Below are 16,584 nucleotides of genomic sequence, written 5' to 3' on the forward strand. Positions count from 1 at the left end.
TGTATTTCTACTTTTTATCCAGCGATTTCTTCCTCTTCTCCCTCTGCCTTCTCCAGATTTTTGTTGGCAGTGGAGAGCATCAGCTTGATGCGGTTCAGCTGGTTGACTTCGCTGGCACCCGGGTCGTAGTCGATGGCCACGATGTTCGCCAGAGGATATCTGCGGCGCAGCTCCTTGATGACGCCCTTCCCAACTACGTGGTTGGGAAGGCAGGCAAATGGCTGCGTGCAGACGATGTTGGTGGCGCCGCTGTGGATCAGCTCCAGCATCTCGCCGGTCAGGAACCAGCCCTCGCCGGTCTGGTTGCCGAGCGACACGATCTCCGAAGCCATCCGGCCCAGGTCGTGAATGTCAGCCGGCGGATCGAAGTGCTTGCTCTCCTTAAAGGCCTTGCTGGCCGGAGAGCGGAACCACTCCAGAGCCTTGATGCCCAGGTTTGCCACAATGGCCTTTGACTTGGCAAAGCCCAGCTTCTCCACCTTGAAGTTCTGGTTGTAGAAGCAGTAGAGGAGGAAATCAAGGAGATCCGGCACAACGGCCTCCGCTCCCTCGCTCTCCAGCAGATCTACCAGATGGTTGTTGGCTGCCGGCAGGAACTTGACGAGGATCTCGCCTACCACGCCGACGCGGGGCTTCTTCACATCCAGCAGCTCGATGTTGTTGTCGAAATCCTGGATAATATCCCGGCAGAGCTTCTTGAATTTCCGCCTGGAAGGATAGCCCTGGGATACAAAGTCGGAGCACACCTTCACCCATTTCCGGTGCATGGCCTCCACGGAGCCCGGTACAGCCTCGTAGGGCCGCAGCCGGTACACGCACTTCATGAAGATATCGCCGAACACGGCGGCGTAAATGCCCCGCAGCGCCAGCATGGGCGTGATCTTAAAGCCCGGGTTGCCCTCCAGACCGCTTAAGTTGATGGAGATCACGGGGATGTGCTCATAGCCCGCTTTCTTCAGGGCCCGGCGGATGAAGCCGATGTAGTTGGAGGCCCGGCAGCCGCCGCCGGTCTGGCTGATGATAACGGCGATCTTGTCCGTATCGTATTTGCCGGACAGGATGGCCTCCATGATCTGTCCCACTACCATCAGAGAGGGATAGCAGGCGTCGTTATTAACATACTTGAGTCCCACGTCCACGGCCTGCTTGTTGTCGTTTGGCAGCACCTCCACGTGGTAGCCGGAGGCGTTGAATGCGGGCTCCAGCAGCTCGAAGTGGATAGGAGACATCTGGGGACAGAGGATGGTGTAGTCCTTTCGCATCTCCTTTGTAAAGGGCACCTTTGTGATGGCGGAGGAGTGGATCTCCCTCTTCTGGTTTCTCTGCTCCCGCACGCGGATGGCCGCCAGGAGAGAGCGGATACGGATCCTTGCGGCTCCCAGGTTGTTGACCTCGTCGATCTTCAGGGATGTGTAGATCTTGTCAGATCCGGTCAGGATATCAGCCACCTGGTCTGTGGTGACCGCGTCCAGACCGCAGCCGAAAGAATTGAGCTGGATGAGATCCAGGTTATCCTTTGTCTTCACAAAGTTTGCCGCCGCGTAGAGGCGGGAGTGGTACATCCACTGATCCATGACATTTAAGGGGCGCTCCACCTGGTGCAGGTGGGAGACAGAGTCCTCTGTCAGGACCGCGATGTTGTAGGAATTGATAAGCTCCGGTATGCCGTGGTTGACCTCCGGGTCAATGTGGTAGGGGCGACCGGCCAGGACAATGCCCCGGTTTCCTGTCTTGTCCAGGAAAGCCACTGTCTCCTCGCCCTTTTTGCGCATGTCGTTCCGGCACTCCTCCAGCTCGATCCAGGCCTTGTGGACCGCCTCCTTGATCTCCGATGACGTGATGGAGAACTTTTCGCCCAGCTCCTCGATGAGGCGGGAGGACAGTGTCTCCTCGCTTGCGAAGGAGAGGAAGGGGTGGATAAAGTCCACCTCCCCGTTCACGATGGGATCCATGTTGTTCTTGATGTTCTCCGGGTAGGAGGTGACGATGGGGCAGTTGTAGTGGTTGTTGGCCTCTTCAAACTCGTTCCGCTCGTAGGGGACGGAGGGGTAGAAGATGTGCTGTACGCCCTGGTTTATCAGCCACTGCACGTGGCCGTGGGCCAGCTTGGCCGGATAGCACTCGGACTCGCTGGGGATGGACTCAATTCCAAGCTCGTAGATCTTCCTTGTGGAGGCCGGTGAGAGCACCACCCGGAAGCCAAGAGCTGTGAAAAATGTGAACCAGAAGGGATAGTTGTCGTACATGTTCAGCACCCTGGGGATACCGATGACGCCCCTCTTTGCGTCCTCCTCGGCGAGAGGGATGTACCCGAAATAGCGCTGGCTCTTGTACTCGAACAGGTTGGGAAGATTGTTCTTTGTCTTCTCCTTTCCCAGACCCTTCTCGCAGCGGTTGCCTGTGACAAATTTTCTGCCGCCGCTGAAGTGGTTGATCGTCAGACGGCAGTTGTTTGTACAGCCCTTGCACTTGGTCATGGTAGTGCGGTACTCCAGGCTCTCGATGTCCTCGATGGAGAGCATGGTAGTGCCCTCGCAGTCCACATACCGTTCCCTTGCGATCAGGGCAGCGCCGAAGGCGCCCATGATGCCGGCGATGTCGGGGCGGATGGCCTCGCAGTTCGCGATCTTCTCAAAGCTGCGGAGCACGGCGTTGTTGTAGAAGGTTCCTCCCTGCACCACAATGTGCTTTCCAAGCTCAGAGGCATCGGACACCTTGATCACCTTGAAAAGAGCGTTCTTTATGACAGAGTAGGCCAGGCCGGCGGAGATGTCGGAGACCTCCGCGCCCTCCTTTTGGGCCTGCTTGACCTTGGAGTTCATGAACACAGTACAGCGGGTTCCCAGATCGATGGGGTTGTGGGCAAAGAGAGCCTCCTGGGCAAAATCCTCCACTGTGTAGTTGAGGGATTTCGCAAAGGTCTCGATGAAGGAACCGCAGCCTGAGGAGCAGGCCTCGTTGAGCTGCACGCTGTCCACGGTCTGGTTCTTGATCTTGATGCATTTCATATCCTGGCCGCCGATGTCCAGGATGCAGTCCACATCCGGCTCAAAGAAGGAGGCGGCGTAGTAGTGGGCCACTGTCTCCACTTCCCCCTCGTCCAGCATGAGGGCCGCCTTGATGAGGGCCTCCCCGTAGCCGGTGGAGCAGGAGTGGACGATCTCTACACCCTCCGGAAGCTGGCTGTAGATGTCCTTGATGGCGGAGATGGTGGTCCCTAAGGGATCTCCCTCGTTGTTGTGGTAGAAGGAGTAGAGGAGCGTGCCGTCCTCCCCCACAAGGGCCGCCTTTGTGGTGGTGGATCCCGCGTCAATGCCCAGGAAGGCCTTTCCTCTGTAGGTGGCCAGATCCTTTACGGGAACCTGATGCTTGGCGTGGCGGGAGATGAATTCATTGTACTCCGCCTCGGAGGCAAAGAGAGGCTCCATTCTCTCCACCTCGAACTCCATCTGGATCCTTCTGGCCAGACGCTCCTGCAGCTCCCGGATGGGTACCACGGGCTCCTTTTCGGAGTTCAGGGCAGAGCCGATGGCGGCAAAAAGGTGGGAGTGGTTGGGAGCGATGGTGTGCTCATCGTCCAGGTTCAGGGTGCGCACAAAGGCTGCCCGGAGCTGGTCCAGGAAATGTAAGGGGCCGCCCAGGAAAGCCACGTGTCCCCGGATGGGCTTTCCGCAGGCCAGCCCACTGATGGTCTGGTTGACCACAGCCTGGAAGATGGAGGCGGCCAGATCCTCCTTGGAGGCGCCGTCGTTGATCAGAGGCTGGATGTCAGACTTGGCAAACACACCGCAGCGGGCTGCGATAGAGTAGAGGGCCTTGTAGTTTTTCGCGTACTCATTGAGGCCGGAGGCATCTGTCTGAAGAAGAGAGGCCATCTGGTCGATGAAGGAGCCTGTACCGCCGGCGCAGACGCCGTTCATGCGCTGCTCGATGCTGCCTCCCTCGAAATAGATGATCTTGGCGTCCTCGCCGCCCAGCTCGATGGCCACGTCCGTCTGAGGCGCGTAGTCCTGCAGGGCTGTGGACACAGCTACCACTTCCTGGACAAAGGGGACGCCCAGGTGCTTGGCCAGGGTCAGTCCGCCGGAGCCTGTGATGACGGGGGATACGCGGATAGAGCCAAGTTTATAGATGGCTCTCCCGAGAAGGTCGGAGAGAGTCTCCTGGATGTTGGCATAGTGTCTCTCATAGTCGGAGAAAACGACATCGTTCTGATCGTCCAGAACAGCGATCTTCACGGTAGTGGAGCCGATGTCGATTCCCAAAGTAAATAATTCCTGTTGACTCATATTATGTACTCCTTAATCTTCAATTTGAAAATCTATGGGGAGAAGGCCTCCCGCTTGGAAATATGTGGGTTCTTTCCTATTAAAAAGTAAAACGGCTTTTCAGCCTGTAACATTATACGACAAAATAGTCTAAAAGACAATTAACAAATGTTATAGAAATATTAAAATACCGTAAAACTTAGGTGGTATAATTGACAAAAGCATAGTGAAACGGTAGAATGAACTACAGTATTTACTTTTTTTTACAATGACAGGAGGCAGGTATTTTTTCTATGAGCTGGCTGGATAAACTGGAACGCAGATTTGGCAGATATGCCATTCATAATCTGATGTATTACATTATTATACTATATGTTGTGGGACTGGTTGTTCAGCTTTTTGCCCCTTCCTTCTATTATCAGTATCTCTGTCTGGATGTAAATGCCATCCTGCACGGACAGATCTGGCGGATCGTGACCTTTATCATACAGCCGCCCCAGACCAACTACATCTTTATGATCTTTGCCCTCTATCTCTATTATATGCTGGGCAGAGAGCTGGAAAACACCTGGGGCGCGTTCCGTTTTAACCTGTATTTCTTCGCGGGGATGCTTTTCCATGTGATCGCCGCCTTTGCGGCATACTTTATAACCGGCGTGTCCTTTCCGCTTGGTACATGGTATCTGAATATGTCACTTTTCCTGGCCTTTGCGGCCATTTATCCGGAGATGCAGTTCTATCTGTTTTTCATGATCCCGGTGAAGGCGAAGTGGCTTGGATGGCTGGACGGCCTCTATTTCCTGTATACCATTGCACAGGCCTTTCTGCCTGCCTACGGGGGGAGCGTGTTTGGCTTTGTCTACCAGTCAAACGCCATCGCGGCTGCTGTATCCATCCTCAATTTTGTCATCTTCTTCCTGGGCTCCAGGAATATGCGGCGGTTTTCGCCGAAGCAGCAGAGGAGGAAAAGGCAGTTCCGGCAGAGGATGCGCCCGGAGCACCACTATGCGAACGGCGCCCGGCACCGCTGCGCTGTGTGCGGCAGGACAGAGCTGGACGACCCCTCTTTGGAGTTCCGGTACTGCTCCAAGTGCAACGGGAACTATGAGTACTGTCAGGATCACCTGTTTTCCCATATCCACGTAAAATAGCAGATGGAAACAGCGGGAAAATACAGATAAAGAGAAGGCTGGAAGGACAGCCGGGATGTTTTCGGGGCGCAAAGCCCGATCTTATAGAATGTACATCGAATGTATATCTGAGTCATGAGTAAAAAGGAGTAAAGAAGTGGAGGAAAAAAGAGAAATGCGTATGAAAAAAACAAAGATCATTTGTACCATGGGACCTAATACAAATGATGAGAGCCTTATGAGGGCGCTTGTGAAAAGTGGAATGGATATTGCCAGGTTCAACTTCTCCCACGGGGATCACCAGGAGCAGAAGATGAGAATGGACATGCTCAAGAAGATCCGGGAGGAGGAGAATAAGCCTGTTGCCATTCTTCTTGATACAAAGGGACCGGAGATCCGCACCGGCCTTCTGAAGGACGGGAAGAAGGTGCAGCTCCAGACAGGAGATAAGTTCACTCTGACTACAGAGGTGACGGCCGGAGATGAGAAGGGGGTATCCATCTCATACCCGGGCCTTGTGGACGATGTGTCTGTGGGGAGCACGATCCTCATTGACGACGGCCTGATCGAGCTGAAGGTAACTTCAAAGTCAGAGAAGGACATTGTCTGCAGGATTGAAAACGGCGGTGAGCTGGGGGAGCGCAAGGGCGTGAATGTGCCCAACGTTCCGGTGCGCCTGCCGGCCATCACAGAGAAGGACCGGGAGGACCTGCGCTTTGGCGTGGAGCAGGGGATCGACTTTATCGCCGCTTCCTTTGTCCGCAACGCGGAGTGCATCGTGGAGATCCGCGCCTTCCTGAAGGAGTGCAATGCTCCCTACATCCCGATCATTGCAAAGATCGAGAATGCGGAGGGAATTAAAAATATCGATGAGATCATCCGCTGCGCGGACGGCATCATGGTGGCCAGAGGCGACCTGGGTGTGGAGATCCCGGCGGAGGAGGTTCCCTACCTTCAGAAAATGATTATCCAGAAGTGCAATTACTACTACAAGCCGGTCATCACAGCCACCCAGATGCTGGACTCCATGATCCGCAATCCCCGTCCCACGAGAGCTGAGGTCACAGACGTTGCCAACGCCGTTTACGACGGGACAGACGCGGTCATGCTCTCCGGTGAGACAGCCCAGGGCAAGTACCCGGTGGAGGCGCTTCAGATGATGGTGCACATTGTGTGCAACACAGAGGAGCATCTGGACTACGACACACTGCTCAAGAAGGCGGAGGAGCACCGGATGAAGGGCATATCCACAGCTATCGGACATGCCTCCGTCACAACAGCCTACAATCTGGGCGCGAAATGCATCATTACACCATCCGTGTCGGGAGCTACCGCCAGAGTGGTGTCCAAATTTAAACCGAAGACCCCCATCATCGGTGTGACACCGGATGAGAGGACGCTGCGCAGGATGCAGATCTACTGGGGTGTGTATCCCATGAAGTCCATCCAGTTCAACTCCACCGAGGACATCTGCTCCAGCGCCATCGAGCTTGTGTGCGCAAAGCAGCTGGCAGAGACAGGGGACGTGGTCGTGCTGACCGCGGGGCTGCCTTCTCGCAATGCGAACAAGGGCCGTGAGGGGGCCAGCAATATGATGCGCATCGCTGTCATCGAGTAGAGCCGCAGCGGCTGAAAAAAGGAAAATACAAAAGAAGCCCGGAAGGCAGACAAAAAGGTTCTGCCGCCGGGCTTTTTCTATTCCGCAAAAAAGCCTTTCCTGTCCCCGCCTTTTGCGCCGGATGTGCCAGATTCCGAAACAGCTTCTGCGCCGGAACAGAAAAGGATTGACAAGAGGCCCCGGACGTACTATAGTGTTTCTGTAAAGAACTACTAAAGTGACAGAGAAGTGTCGGGAAAGAGGCGGATTTATGGAGCATGGGGCCTACACAGATCGACTGATGGAATTCGGACTCACGCGTCAGGAGGCCACCTTGTACTATTGCCTGCTGGACGAGGGAAAGTGCAGCGGCTATGAGGCGGCCAAGCTGACAGGGATTTCCAGGTCCAACGCCTACGGAGGGCTGGCGTCCCTGGCGGACAAGGGAGGAGCCCGCATGATGGAGGAGGGCCATACACGGAAATACGTGGCTGTGGATGTAGAAGAATTCTGCAGCAACAGGATCCGGAAGCTGCAGGAGACAGAGGAGTGGCTCCGGAGGAATGCCCCCGAGAGGAGGACGGCGGAGGAGGGCTATATCACCATCGAGGGCGAGCACAATATCGTGGATAAAGTAAAGCACCTTCTCTCCTCGGCCCGGGAGAGAGCCTATGTGGTGTGCGCCTGTGAGCAGCTGCCTCTCTTTGAGAAGGAGCTTGAGGCTCTGGCTGCATCGGGGAGGAAGACCGTCCTTCTCACAGACAGAGAGTTCCCTTTGGCGGGAGAGCAGGTAAAGGTCTATCCGGATATGCAGGGAGGAAACCAGATCGGCGTCATCGTGGATTCCAGGTCGGCTCTCACCGGGGAGCTGGGGCCGGACAGCACGAACACCTGTCTCTACTCCGGACAGAGAAATTTTGTGGAGCTCTACAAGCGGGCGCTGGCAAATGAGATTGAACTTTTGAAATACAGGAAAGGAGAAAAGTGATGACAAAGAAACCATTTGTGACAAAAGAACAGCTGGAGGAGATCGTAAAAGAGTATCCGACTCCCTTCCATCTCTATGACGAGAGGGGGATCCGGGAAAACGCAAAGGCTCTCAAGGAGGCTTTTGCCTGGAATAAAGGGTACAAGGAGTATTTTGCCGTGAAGGCCACTCCCAATCCCTTCCTCATTCAGATCCTCCGGGACTACGGCTGCGGCTGCGACTGCTCCTCCTACACGGAGCTGATGCTGTCGGACGCCATGGGTGTGTCCGGGGAGGATATCATGTTCTCCTCCAACGACACGCCGGCGGAGGATTTTCAGCTTGCGGACAAGCTGGGGGCCATCATCAATCTGGACGACATCACCCACATTGAATTCCTGGAGAAGGCCATTGGCCACATTCCGGAGACTATCAGCTGCCGCTACAATCCGGGCGGGATCTTCAAGATCAGCAACGATATCATGGACAACCCGGGAGACGCCAAGTACGGTATGACGACAGAGCAGATCTTTGAGGCCTTCAAGATCCTGAAGGAGAAGGGGGCAAAGGAGTTCGGCATCCACGCCTTCCTGGCCAGCAACACAGTGACGAACGAGTACTATCCGATGCTGGCAAAGGTGCTCTTTGACCTGGCAGTGCGACTGCACCAGGAGACGGGAGTCCACATCAAGTTCATCAACCTGTCCGGCGGCATCGGCATCCCCTACAAGCCGGACCAGGAGCCCAACGACATCCGCGTCATCGGCGAGGGCGTGCGGAAGGTATACGAGGAGGTTCTCGTGCCGGCGGGCATGGGGGACGTGGCCCTGTACACAGAGCTGGGCAGATTTATGCTGGGACCCTACGGCTGTCTTGTGACAAGAGCGATCCACGAAAAGCACACCTACAAGGAATATATCGGCGTGGACGCCTGCGCGGCCAACCTGATGCGCCCGGCCATATACGGCGCCTACCACCACATCACCGTGATGGGGAAAGAGAATGAGCCCTGTGACCACGTCTACGATGTGACCGGCTCTCTGTGCGAAAATAACGACAAGTTCGCCATTGACCGTCATCTGCCGAAGATCGACATCGGGGATCTGCTGGTGATCCACGACGCCGGGGCCCACGGCTTTTCCATGGGCTACAACTACAACGGAAAGCTCCGGTCAGCGGAGGTTCTCCTCAGAGAGGACGGTACCACGCAGCTTATCCGTCGGGCCGAGACGCCAAAGGATTATTTTGCCACCTTCGATTGTTTTGAAATTGGTAAAAAGTTGGTAAAATAGATAGACGATTTCCTCCTTTTAGTGTAAACTGTCCATAAAGAGTTTACTTGATATGAGGAGGAAATGAATATGAAAATGAAAAAAAGAATTCTTTCAGTCATTCTCGCCGCCATGATGATGCTGGCCCTCACTGCCTGCGGAGGCATGACGACGGATGACGCCAGGACCTATGTGCAGTCCGTTCTGGATGCCAGCTATAAGGCGGATTTTTCGGAGTACACAGAGCAGACCGATTCCACGGAGGAGGAAGCGCAGCAGCTCTTCGATGACAACCTGGACAACATCATGTCCATGGGCGGCTTTACGGACGCAGGGCTGTCAGAGGAGCTGTCCGCCAACTACCGCCAGCTCTTCCAGGACATGCTGGCCCAGGCGAAATATGAAGTGGGCGACGCGACAGAGGGAGAGAATGACGGATTTGTGGTAGAGGTGAGCGCAGAGCCCTTCACCGCGTTTGACGGCCTCCAGGACGAGGTGATGAGCGCAGTGCAGGCAGAGATGGCGAACATCACAGACATCTCCCAGCTGCCGAGCGACGAGGAGATCAACGAGATGGTGTTCCAGAAGATGTACGACATTTTGGTGCAGCGGGTGGCAGAGCCCACCTACGGGGAGGCTCAGACAGTAGAGATTCACGTGGAGCTGAACGACAATGTGTACTCCATCAACCAGGATGATCTGACGACACTGGACGGTATTCTTTTCCCGGCAGACAATCTGTAGGAATAGAATCATAGAATGTAAGAATGAAAGGGCGGATCCCGAGAGGGATCTGCCTTTTTTGGATTTCGGAGATTGTGAAGGGAGTGTTGCAGCCATAATGAAAACTGTGCAAATATAATGGGACTAATCTGACATATGAAGTGAATATTGAGTTGCGAGAGGAATATAATCTGTCAAAATTGCATATATAAGAATAAAAACTAAAAATTTTCTTGACTAATTTTTGACAAAGAACTATAATGGTTTCATGCATTAGTTAGTTATAATGCACAAAAAAGGTTTTTGGAGGGAAAAAGTATGAGCGCATCAACAATATTACTCATTATCATGTGGATCTTTGCCGCAGTATTTTTTGTGGTGCTGGTCAGGGATATTCTGGCCCACAGAGATGAACTGGACAAGAGCAAAATGGGGTACAATGTAATTGTCAGCATGGTAGCAAACTTTTTTGACACACTGGGGATAGGAAGCTATGCTATTGCCACATCGGCCTGGAAATTCAATAAATCTGTGCGGGACGATCTGATTCCGGGGACTCTGAACGTGGCATTTGGTATTCCGATCTGCGTGGAGGCGACGATCACAATGACCAGAATCGAGATGGACTCCCTCACGCTTGTTCTTATGATCGCAGCGGCCATCATCGGATCTATCCTGGGCGCAAAGATCATTTCCAGACTGGACATTATGAAGATAAGGGTTGTCATGGGCGTAGCTCTTATTCTTGTGGCTCTCATCACCCTGTGCAAGATAAATGCTGTGGGGCCCTTTGGTATCCTGGGAACAGCGAGAGGGCTGGAGGGCGGCATGCTGGCTCTGGGCGTGATCGCAAACTTTATCCTCGGCATCCTGATGACGGCCGGCATTGGGCTGTATGCTCCCTGTATGGCTATTGTCCTTCTGCTGGGAATGAGTGCGGACGTGGCTTTCCCGGTCATGATGGGATCCTGCGCATACCTCTGTCCGGCCTGCGGCATTACATTTATCAAGGAAGGAAAATACAACCGGGCCTCAACAATCCCCATGATCATAAGCGGAGCTATTGGCGTTTTGATCGCGGGCTTTATCGTCACATCTCTTCCTCTTACTGTGCTTACATACCTGGTGTGCGTTGTCATGGTGATCTGTGCGGTGATGTTCTTCCACGATGCGAGAAAGCAGAAGGGCTAGAGCGACGGAAACAAAAAGCAGAAAGATGGAATCATGAGAGAAAATTGAATAGAGAGGATAAAGGCCTGCGGGTATCACCGCAGACCTTTTCCGCTTTTACTCCTGATAAATGCGGTAGGTTTCTAGCAACTCCTGCGTGCCTTTGATTTCAGCAGCTACAATAGCGCTCATGCGCTGGAGATTTGCCACATGATATGGATTGGCCTTATCTCTCCACTGTTCCGTATTCTGATTTGTGAGGAGTGTCCCGATGCGAGATTATATGGAATTGATATATCAAAAGAAATGCTGAAACGGGCGAAAGCGAGTACAGACTCCTTCCATCACTATCCGAATCCCCAGCAGGCTGTGGATGAGTTCTACCGGATGTTGAAGACAGGTAAATTTTTGGTTCTCTGTGATTTCTGGAAACCGTTCCCAATACGCCAGATCATGAATATTTTCCTTCCATACAGTAATGAGGGGGATGTTAAGGTCTGCTCAAAACAGGAGATTATTCGCTTTCTGCAAAAAAGTGGATTTAAACATATTGATTATTCACAGACGGATCGTTCAGGATACTGTGTTATAGCTCAAAAGTAAATGAAAAAGCTCTTCAGCCAGAAGCTGAAGAGCTTTTTTCCTGCACCGAGTACGGATAAATCCGAACCCTCAACCTCCGCCAGTGTGATGGTCTTAGAACCGTCCTTATAGTTGAAAGTAAGGATTATCTTGTCCTCGTAAAGATACACTGCATTTACAAAGCTGTCAATCAGTCTTTGCCGCTGTTCCCGCTTTGTTACATCAAACTTGCGGAAACGGTAAATGAAAAATGCAATCTGCTCTCTGGTAAGCAAAGGCTTGTGCATCTCCTCCTGCAAAATGCTGACTTCAAGCTGGCTTTTTGTTTCTTCCAACTCGTCCAGTCTTTGCTTGGTGGACGGGGTAAAAATCCCTGCTTGAATAGCGTTGAGCATATTGTTAATACCTTTTTCCGTTTCTGCAAGCTGTTTTTTCAAAAGTGGTAGGTCGGTGCTTTCTCTTTTCTGCAATTCCATCAGCGTATCAATCAGCCGTTCCATGACTTCATCATTCATTATCGCTTTCATGGTGTAGCTGACAACTAAATCTTCAATCAAGTCTTTCTTGACCGCTTTCTTGTCACAGAGTTTCTTTTTCTTGGTATTCACACAACGATAATAACGGTGCACTTTCATGGTATGGCTTGTGCCGCTTTCCCCTACCATGAAAGAGCCGCACTTCCCGCAATACAGCTTCGTTGTCAACAGATAATCGTCCTCGGCTTTGTGACGAGCGGGAGCCTTTTTGTTTTTCGCCAGCCGTTCCTGCACTCGTTCAAACAACTCTTTCGGGACAATCGATGGAATACCGTCCTCCTTGACTACATCACGATAGCTGTATTCTCCTATGTAACGGCGGTTCTTCAAAAGATGGTTCATAATATTCAATGTGATTTTCCCACCACGAATAGAACGCATACCCCGGCTATTTAACAGATTGACAAGTTCCTGCATGGTCGCACCCTCGCTGTACTTTGTAAACATTTCCAGTACCACCGGGGCGGTCTTGGGGTCGATTTGATAATACTGCTGGTCGTCAATGTAGTATCCCATCGGGACAGTACCGCCGTTGTATTTACATTTCAGCGCATTGTCGGTCAGACCTCGGATAACCTTTTCAGAAAGCTCCGCAGAATAGTATTCTGCATACCCCTCCAGCATAGCTTCCAAAATAATTCCCTCGCTGCCCTCGGAGATATTTTCCCTTGCGGAAATGACTTTCACACCGTTCTTTTTCAAGAGATTTTTGTAGCGTGCGCTATCATAACGGTTTCGTGCAAAGCGGTCTAACTTCCACACAAGGACAACATCAAACAAGCCCTTTGCGCTGTCTTTAATCATCTTCTGAAATTCAGGTCGGTTGTCCGTTTTGGCTGATAGTGCCCGATCAATGTAAGTTCCTAAAATCGTGATACCGTTTCGTTCTGCATAATCCTTACATTCTCGCAACTGCCCCTCAATACTTTCTTCTCGTTGATTATCGGAAGAATAGCGGGCATAGATCACACCTTTCATTTGTCCACCTCCATCATTTGAAGAAGCGTCTGCTTTAACTTCTCACTCATTGGCGATTGCGGGTCAAAACACATTTCAATAAACTGCCGCATTTCCTCACTGCCCGTTGCAATCTTAGGGCGGTATTCGTACAGCTTGCCTTGGGGCTTATCCGTCCGGGCAAACAGGTAATCCATAGACACATCAAAATAATCTGCATACTTCACAAGCGTTTCCAAAGACGGAGCAGATTGTCCCTGTTCATAGCGGTTAATGCTGGACTGTTTTACTCCCAGCAAATCCGCCATCTTTACCTGTGACAGCTTCACGCTCTCCCGCAATATCCGCAGGCGTTCTCCCAATTCTTTCATAGCAGCGACCTCCCTGTTTTCTCTGTGCTTATTATAACATTTATACGTTTGGTTTTCAACCCGTATCAAGCATAACAATTATGAAAATTATTCGTATAGAGAACAGAGAAAACAGGGACAGCAGAAAGAAAATAAGCGGTCAATCTGACTGTGATGTTACAGCAGACTGAAACCGATTATTTTGCGTTTTGCGGGGAATATGGGTACACATGACCGCAAAACAGGGTTTCCAAAGGGTATCCCTTTGGCACACGACTTTGCTTGCAAAGTGTAGTGTGTTATACGCTCTGTCGGCGTTGCTACGAAAATGAAGTTGCCGGGGGAGGGCAAGTACATTTGAAGCAGCAGGAAAACAGGGCTGTGATTGCGTGGCGTGGAGCCGCAAGCGCAGGGCTGGTTTCATCAGCAGACAGGGCGTATAGGAAAGCCCCCGTCCCTCTTCCCGCGTTGGACTTCGGAACAAAATGTCCCGAACTTGTGGACACACTCACGAAAAAGCGGTCGGGTTTTTCTCTCAAAATTGAAATGGGCGGGAAGCCATTTTAAGGGCTTTCCCGCCTTGATTGCCTGTCAGCAAAGGTGGGCGAAACTGTCAACGGCGGCGCATTTATGCGCCGTTCATCTTGACCGCCCGCCGGCTCGGCTGGCTTTGCAATTTCCCATCACTTTAATAAATGCGTTTTCTTTTCAATCGCCGCTTTTACAAGCAAAACTGTTTGGGGATTGACAATCAACATTTCGTAAAACTGGCAATATGAAAACCAAAACGGCAACCGCAATAATCCCTATTCCACAAAGTAAAAACCATTTTTCTACACCAATTCGTTCTGCAAAAATACCGGAACACAGCAAACCCAGCGGCATGGCAAAGGACATCACGCTTCCGAGCAATGAGAAAACCCGTCCCAGATATTCCGGTGGAAGCTGCTCTTGAAACAAGGCGTTTTGTACTCCGTAAAATGGAGAAGTTAACCCCATGACCGTACAACAAATTACAAATATAAAAAACGCATTGGTGGGCAGCAAACCGGAAATCGCAATGCTTACCCCCATCACAAGAACCGATAGACCGATTGAAAAAATCCGGTTCTTGAATCCACCCCAAACGCTGAGCAAAATTCCCCCTGCAAGCATACCGCCTGCAAAGGCAATTTCTGCTATGGACGCATGGGTAGGTGTTCCACGAAAGTATCCCATGCTCATCAAAGGGTACAATGCACTGATAGGCATAAAGAAAAACATATATGCCGTTCCAATCCAAAGTAATGCGAACAAACCCTTGTTTTTCTTTAACTCAAAATATCCCTCCTTCATATCCCGGAAAAAGCTGTTTTGGCTTTCGCCTGTGCATATTGGCGGATTTGGAATCGACAGAACCACAACAACGCCGCAAGCCAGAACTGCGCCGATAATATCCAATAGAATAATCGTGCTTAATGACCAGACACTATATAAGAAAGCGGCAGCGGCTGGGCTAATCAGGGACACGGCGGCCTGCATGGTCTGATTATAACCGGCACACTTTGTTAGCTGGTCTTGAGGAACCATAAGCGGCGTAACTGCGCTGGACGCAGGAGAATGAAAAGCGTTGCCGATACTTCTGACAAATAAGACCAGCATAATGAGCCATATGGGCAGTTCCATAAATATCGAAACGACTGCCAGGAATCCTCCTGTTGCGGCAATCATAAGGTCTGCTCCAATCATCACTCCTTTGCGGCTATGGCGGTCCACAAAAGTCCCTGCAAAGGGGCCGATCACAGCTTGAGGAAGAAAGCCCATCAAGGTTGCAATGGATAAGACCATAGCGGAATTTGTTTTTGCTGTGAGATAGAATATAATGGACATTTGCAAAATCCCGCTTGTAATGAGAGAAACGCTCTGTCCCGCCAGCATAGTAAAATACTTCTTTTTCCAAAATTTAGTTTCTGTTGTCATATCAATACCTCCTGTTTTTGTCACATACTCTTTCCTGTGCAACAAAAAGCAGGTATATGCTCCACTATGGGCATATACCTGCATAACAAAAGGCACGACAAGAAATCCTCTATGACAATCATTGTCATAAAGAATTGACCTATGTGTTTCTCTGTACGCACGACAAAAAAGCCCATCACATGGAATGAAAAACCGACTTTTTGTTGTTTATTAGCGTACAAAAATTAACACACGTAAGCCTCCTTTCAACTTCAAACTGATTGACAGAATATCATATAACAGATAGATTGTCAATCAGTTTGAAAAATTTTTGAAGTGGATTGGTTTGTTATAACTGAAAATTTAATTTCTTTGAACCTGCAGGGAATGGCATGCTCCGCTTACTTTTTTAGCCCTAACAATTATAATATCTGGAATTTCCTTGTTAAAATAGCATTCTTCATAAAAGCCGTCAATTACAAAACCAGTGTCAAAACAAATATTAAAAATATCCTGCAAAGAACGATGATAGTAACATTGCTTTTGTGGTTGGCCTTCAATCGCAATATCATAGTAGCTGTGTGGTGTCATGTATTTATCTGTCAGTGTAACAAAGCACGGATGCTGTGTTGCAAATACGAAAACTCCGTTATCCTCAATCAGTTCGTAAACTGAGGTAAAAAGCGGCTTAATATTTGTAATATCCATGACTGCCATATTGGAAACCGCTTTTGTGAACATTCTGTTTCTTTTTAATGCCATCAGACTGATTTCATTAGTGGCATCTGCTACACAAAATTCAATTTTATCCATATTGCGTTTTCGTCGTTTCTTTGCCAGTTTAATCATTTTTTCACTATAATCAAAACCTACAACCGAAACACCTTTTTCTGCAAGATATGCCGAATAGTTTCCGTTTCCGCACGCAATATCTAAAATATAATCTGTAGGATTGGGATTTAGGAGTTCTGTGACCTTTGGACGAACCACGTTTCTGTGAAAATCATTTGATTCATCACCCATTGTATAATCCCAAAATTCAGCATTTTGATCCCATATCATTTTACTTTCTTCTTTTGAGTACCGCATAGTTCC

Annotated in this window: 13 protein-coding genes; 8 read left to right on the forward strand and 5 right to left on the reverse strand. The window is 50.7% G+C overall.

The window, feature by feature from the left end:
* Positions 1-14 precede the first annotated feature (14 nt).
* The gene (locus NI21_RS0102140) at positions 15-4,289 is read right to left on the reverse strand and encodes a 2-hydroxyacyl-CoA dehydratase (protein ID WP_033124589.1); all 4,275 of its coding nucleotides are present in this window, start codon (positions 4,287-4,289) and stop codon (positions 15-17) included.
* Between the two features lie 272 nt (positions 4,290-4,561).
* Between NI21_RS0102140 and NI21_RS0102145 the strand changes: the two genes are divergently transcribed.
* From NI21_RS0102145 to NI21_RS0102175, 7 genes are all read left to right on the forward strand, one after another.
* Positions 4,562-5,419: a hypothetical protein gene (locus NI21_RS0102145; RefSeq protein ID WP_033124590.1), complete on the forward strand. Its 858-nt coding sequence runs from the start codon at positions 4,562-4,564 to the stop codon at positions 5,417-5,419.
* A 160-nt stretch (positions 5,420-5,579) separates the two neighbouring features.
* Positions 5,580-7,016 (forward strand): pyruvate kinase, encoded by a 1,437-nt coding sequence (pyk, locus tag NI21_RS0102150; protein WP_033124591.1) that lies wholly within the window; start codon positions 5,580-5,582, stop codon positions 7,014-7,016.
* 250 nt (positions 7,017-7,266) lie between these two features.
* Entirely contained in the window at positions 7,267-7,983 is a 717-nt protein-coding gene (locus tag NI21_RS0102155) for a TrmB family transcriptional regulator (protein WP_033124592.1), read from the forward strand.
* Positions 7,983-9,254, forward strand: a complete 1,272-nt coding sequence (locus tag NI21_RS0102160) for a diaminopimelate decarboxylase (protein WP_033124593.1) — start codon at positions 7,983-7,985, stop codon at positions 9,252-9,254. Before NI21_RS0102155 ends, NI21_RS0102160 begins: the two co-directional genes overlap by 1 nt.
* Positions 9,255-9,323: 69 nt before the next feature.
* Positions 9,324-9,977: a YgdI/YgdR family lipoprotein gene (locus NI21_RS0102165; RefSeq protein ID WP_242842797.1), complete on the forward strand. Its 654-nt coding sequence runs from the start codon at positions 9,324-9,326 to the stop codon at positions 9,975-9,977.
* A gap of 297 nt (positions 9,978-10,274) precedes the next feature.
* Positions 10,275-11,147, forward strand: a complete 873-nt coding sequence (locus tag NI21_RS0102170; RefSeq protein ID WP_033124594.1) for a sulfite exporter TauE/SafE family protein — start codon at positions 10,275-10,277, stop codon at positions 11,145-11,147.
* A gap of 189 nt (positions 11,148-11,336) precedes the next feature.
* Complete coding sequence (locus tag NI21_RS0102175) at positions 11,337-11,729, forward strand: class I SAM-dependent methyltransferase (RefSeq protein WP_052083802.1); 393 nt, start codon at positions 11,337-11,339, stop codon at positions 11,727-11,729.
* On the opposite strand, the gene NI21_RS0102180 is transcribed toward NI21_RS0102175, so the two are convergent.
* Together NI21_RS0102180 and NI21_RS0102185 are read right to left on the reverse strand one after the other, a co-directional pair.
* A complete protein-coding gene (locus NI21_RS0102180) occupies positions 11,720-13,222 on the reverse strand; it encodes a recombinase family protein (protein ID WP_033124595.1) in 1,503 nt (500 codons plus the stop codon). The two genes, NI21_RS0102175 and NI21_RS0102180, sit on opposite strands and share 10 nt — an antisense overlap.
* A complete protein-coding gene (locus NI21_RS0102185; protein WP_033124596.1) occupies positions 13,219-13,572 on the reverse strand; it encodes a helix-turn-helix domain-containing protein in 354 nt (117 codons plus the stop codon). Before NI21_RS0102185 ends, NI21_RS0102180 begins: the two co-directional genes overlap by 4 nt.
* Positions 13,573-13,908: 336 nt before the next feature.
* Here NI21_RS0102185 and NI21_RS16845 point away from each other — a divergent pair, with 336 nt between their 5' ends.
* Positions 13,909-14,118: a hypothetical protein gene (locus NI21_RS16845; RefSeq protein WP_033124597.1), complete on the forward strand. Its 210-nt coding sequence runs from the start codon at positions 13,909-13,911 to the stop codon at positions 14,116-14,118.
* A 141-nt stretch (positions 14,119-14,259) separates the two neighbouring features.
* Here NI21_RS16845 and NI21_RS0102195 read toward each other — a convergent pair whose 3' ends face one another.
* Together NI21_RS0102195 and NI21_RS0102205 are read right to left on the reverse strand one after the other, a co-directional pair.
* The gene (locus NI21_RS0102195) at positions 14,260-15,510 is read right to left on the reverse strand and encodes an MFS transporter (protein ID WP_033124598.1); all 1,251 of its coding nucleotides are present in this window, start codon (positions 15,508-15,510) and stop codon (positions 14,260-14,262) included.
* A 342-nt stretch (positions 15,511-15,852) separates the two neighbouring features.
* A complete protein-coding gene (locus tag NI21_RS0102205) occupies positions 15,853-16,578 on the reverse strand; it encodes a class I SAM-dependent methyltransferase (protein ID WP_052083803.1) in 726 nt (241 codons plus the stop codon).
* Between the last annotated feature and the right edge of the window lie 6 nt (positions 16,579-16,584).

The sequence above is a fragment of the Eubacterium sp. ER2 genome (assembly GCF_000765215.1).
Classification (GTDB): Bacteria; Bacillota; Clostridia; order Lachnospirales; family Lachnospiraceae; genus Claveliimonas; species Claveliimonas intestinigallinarum.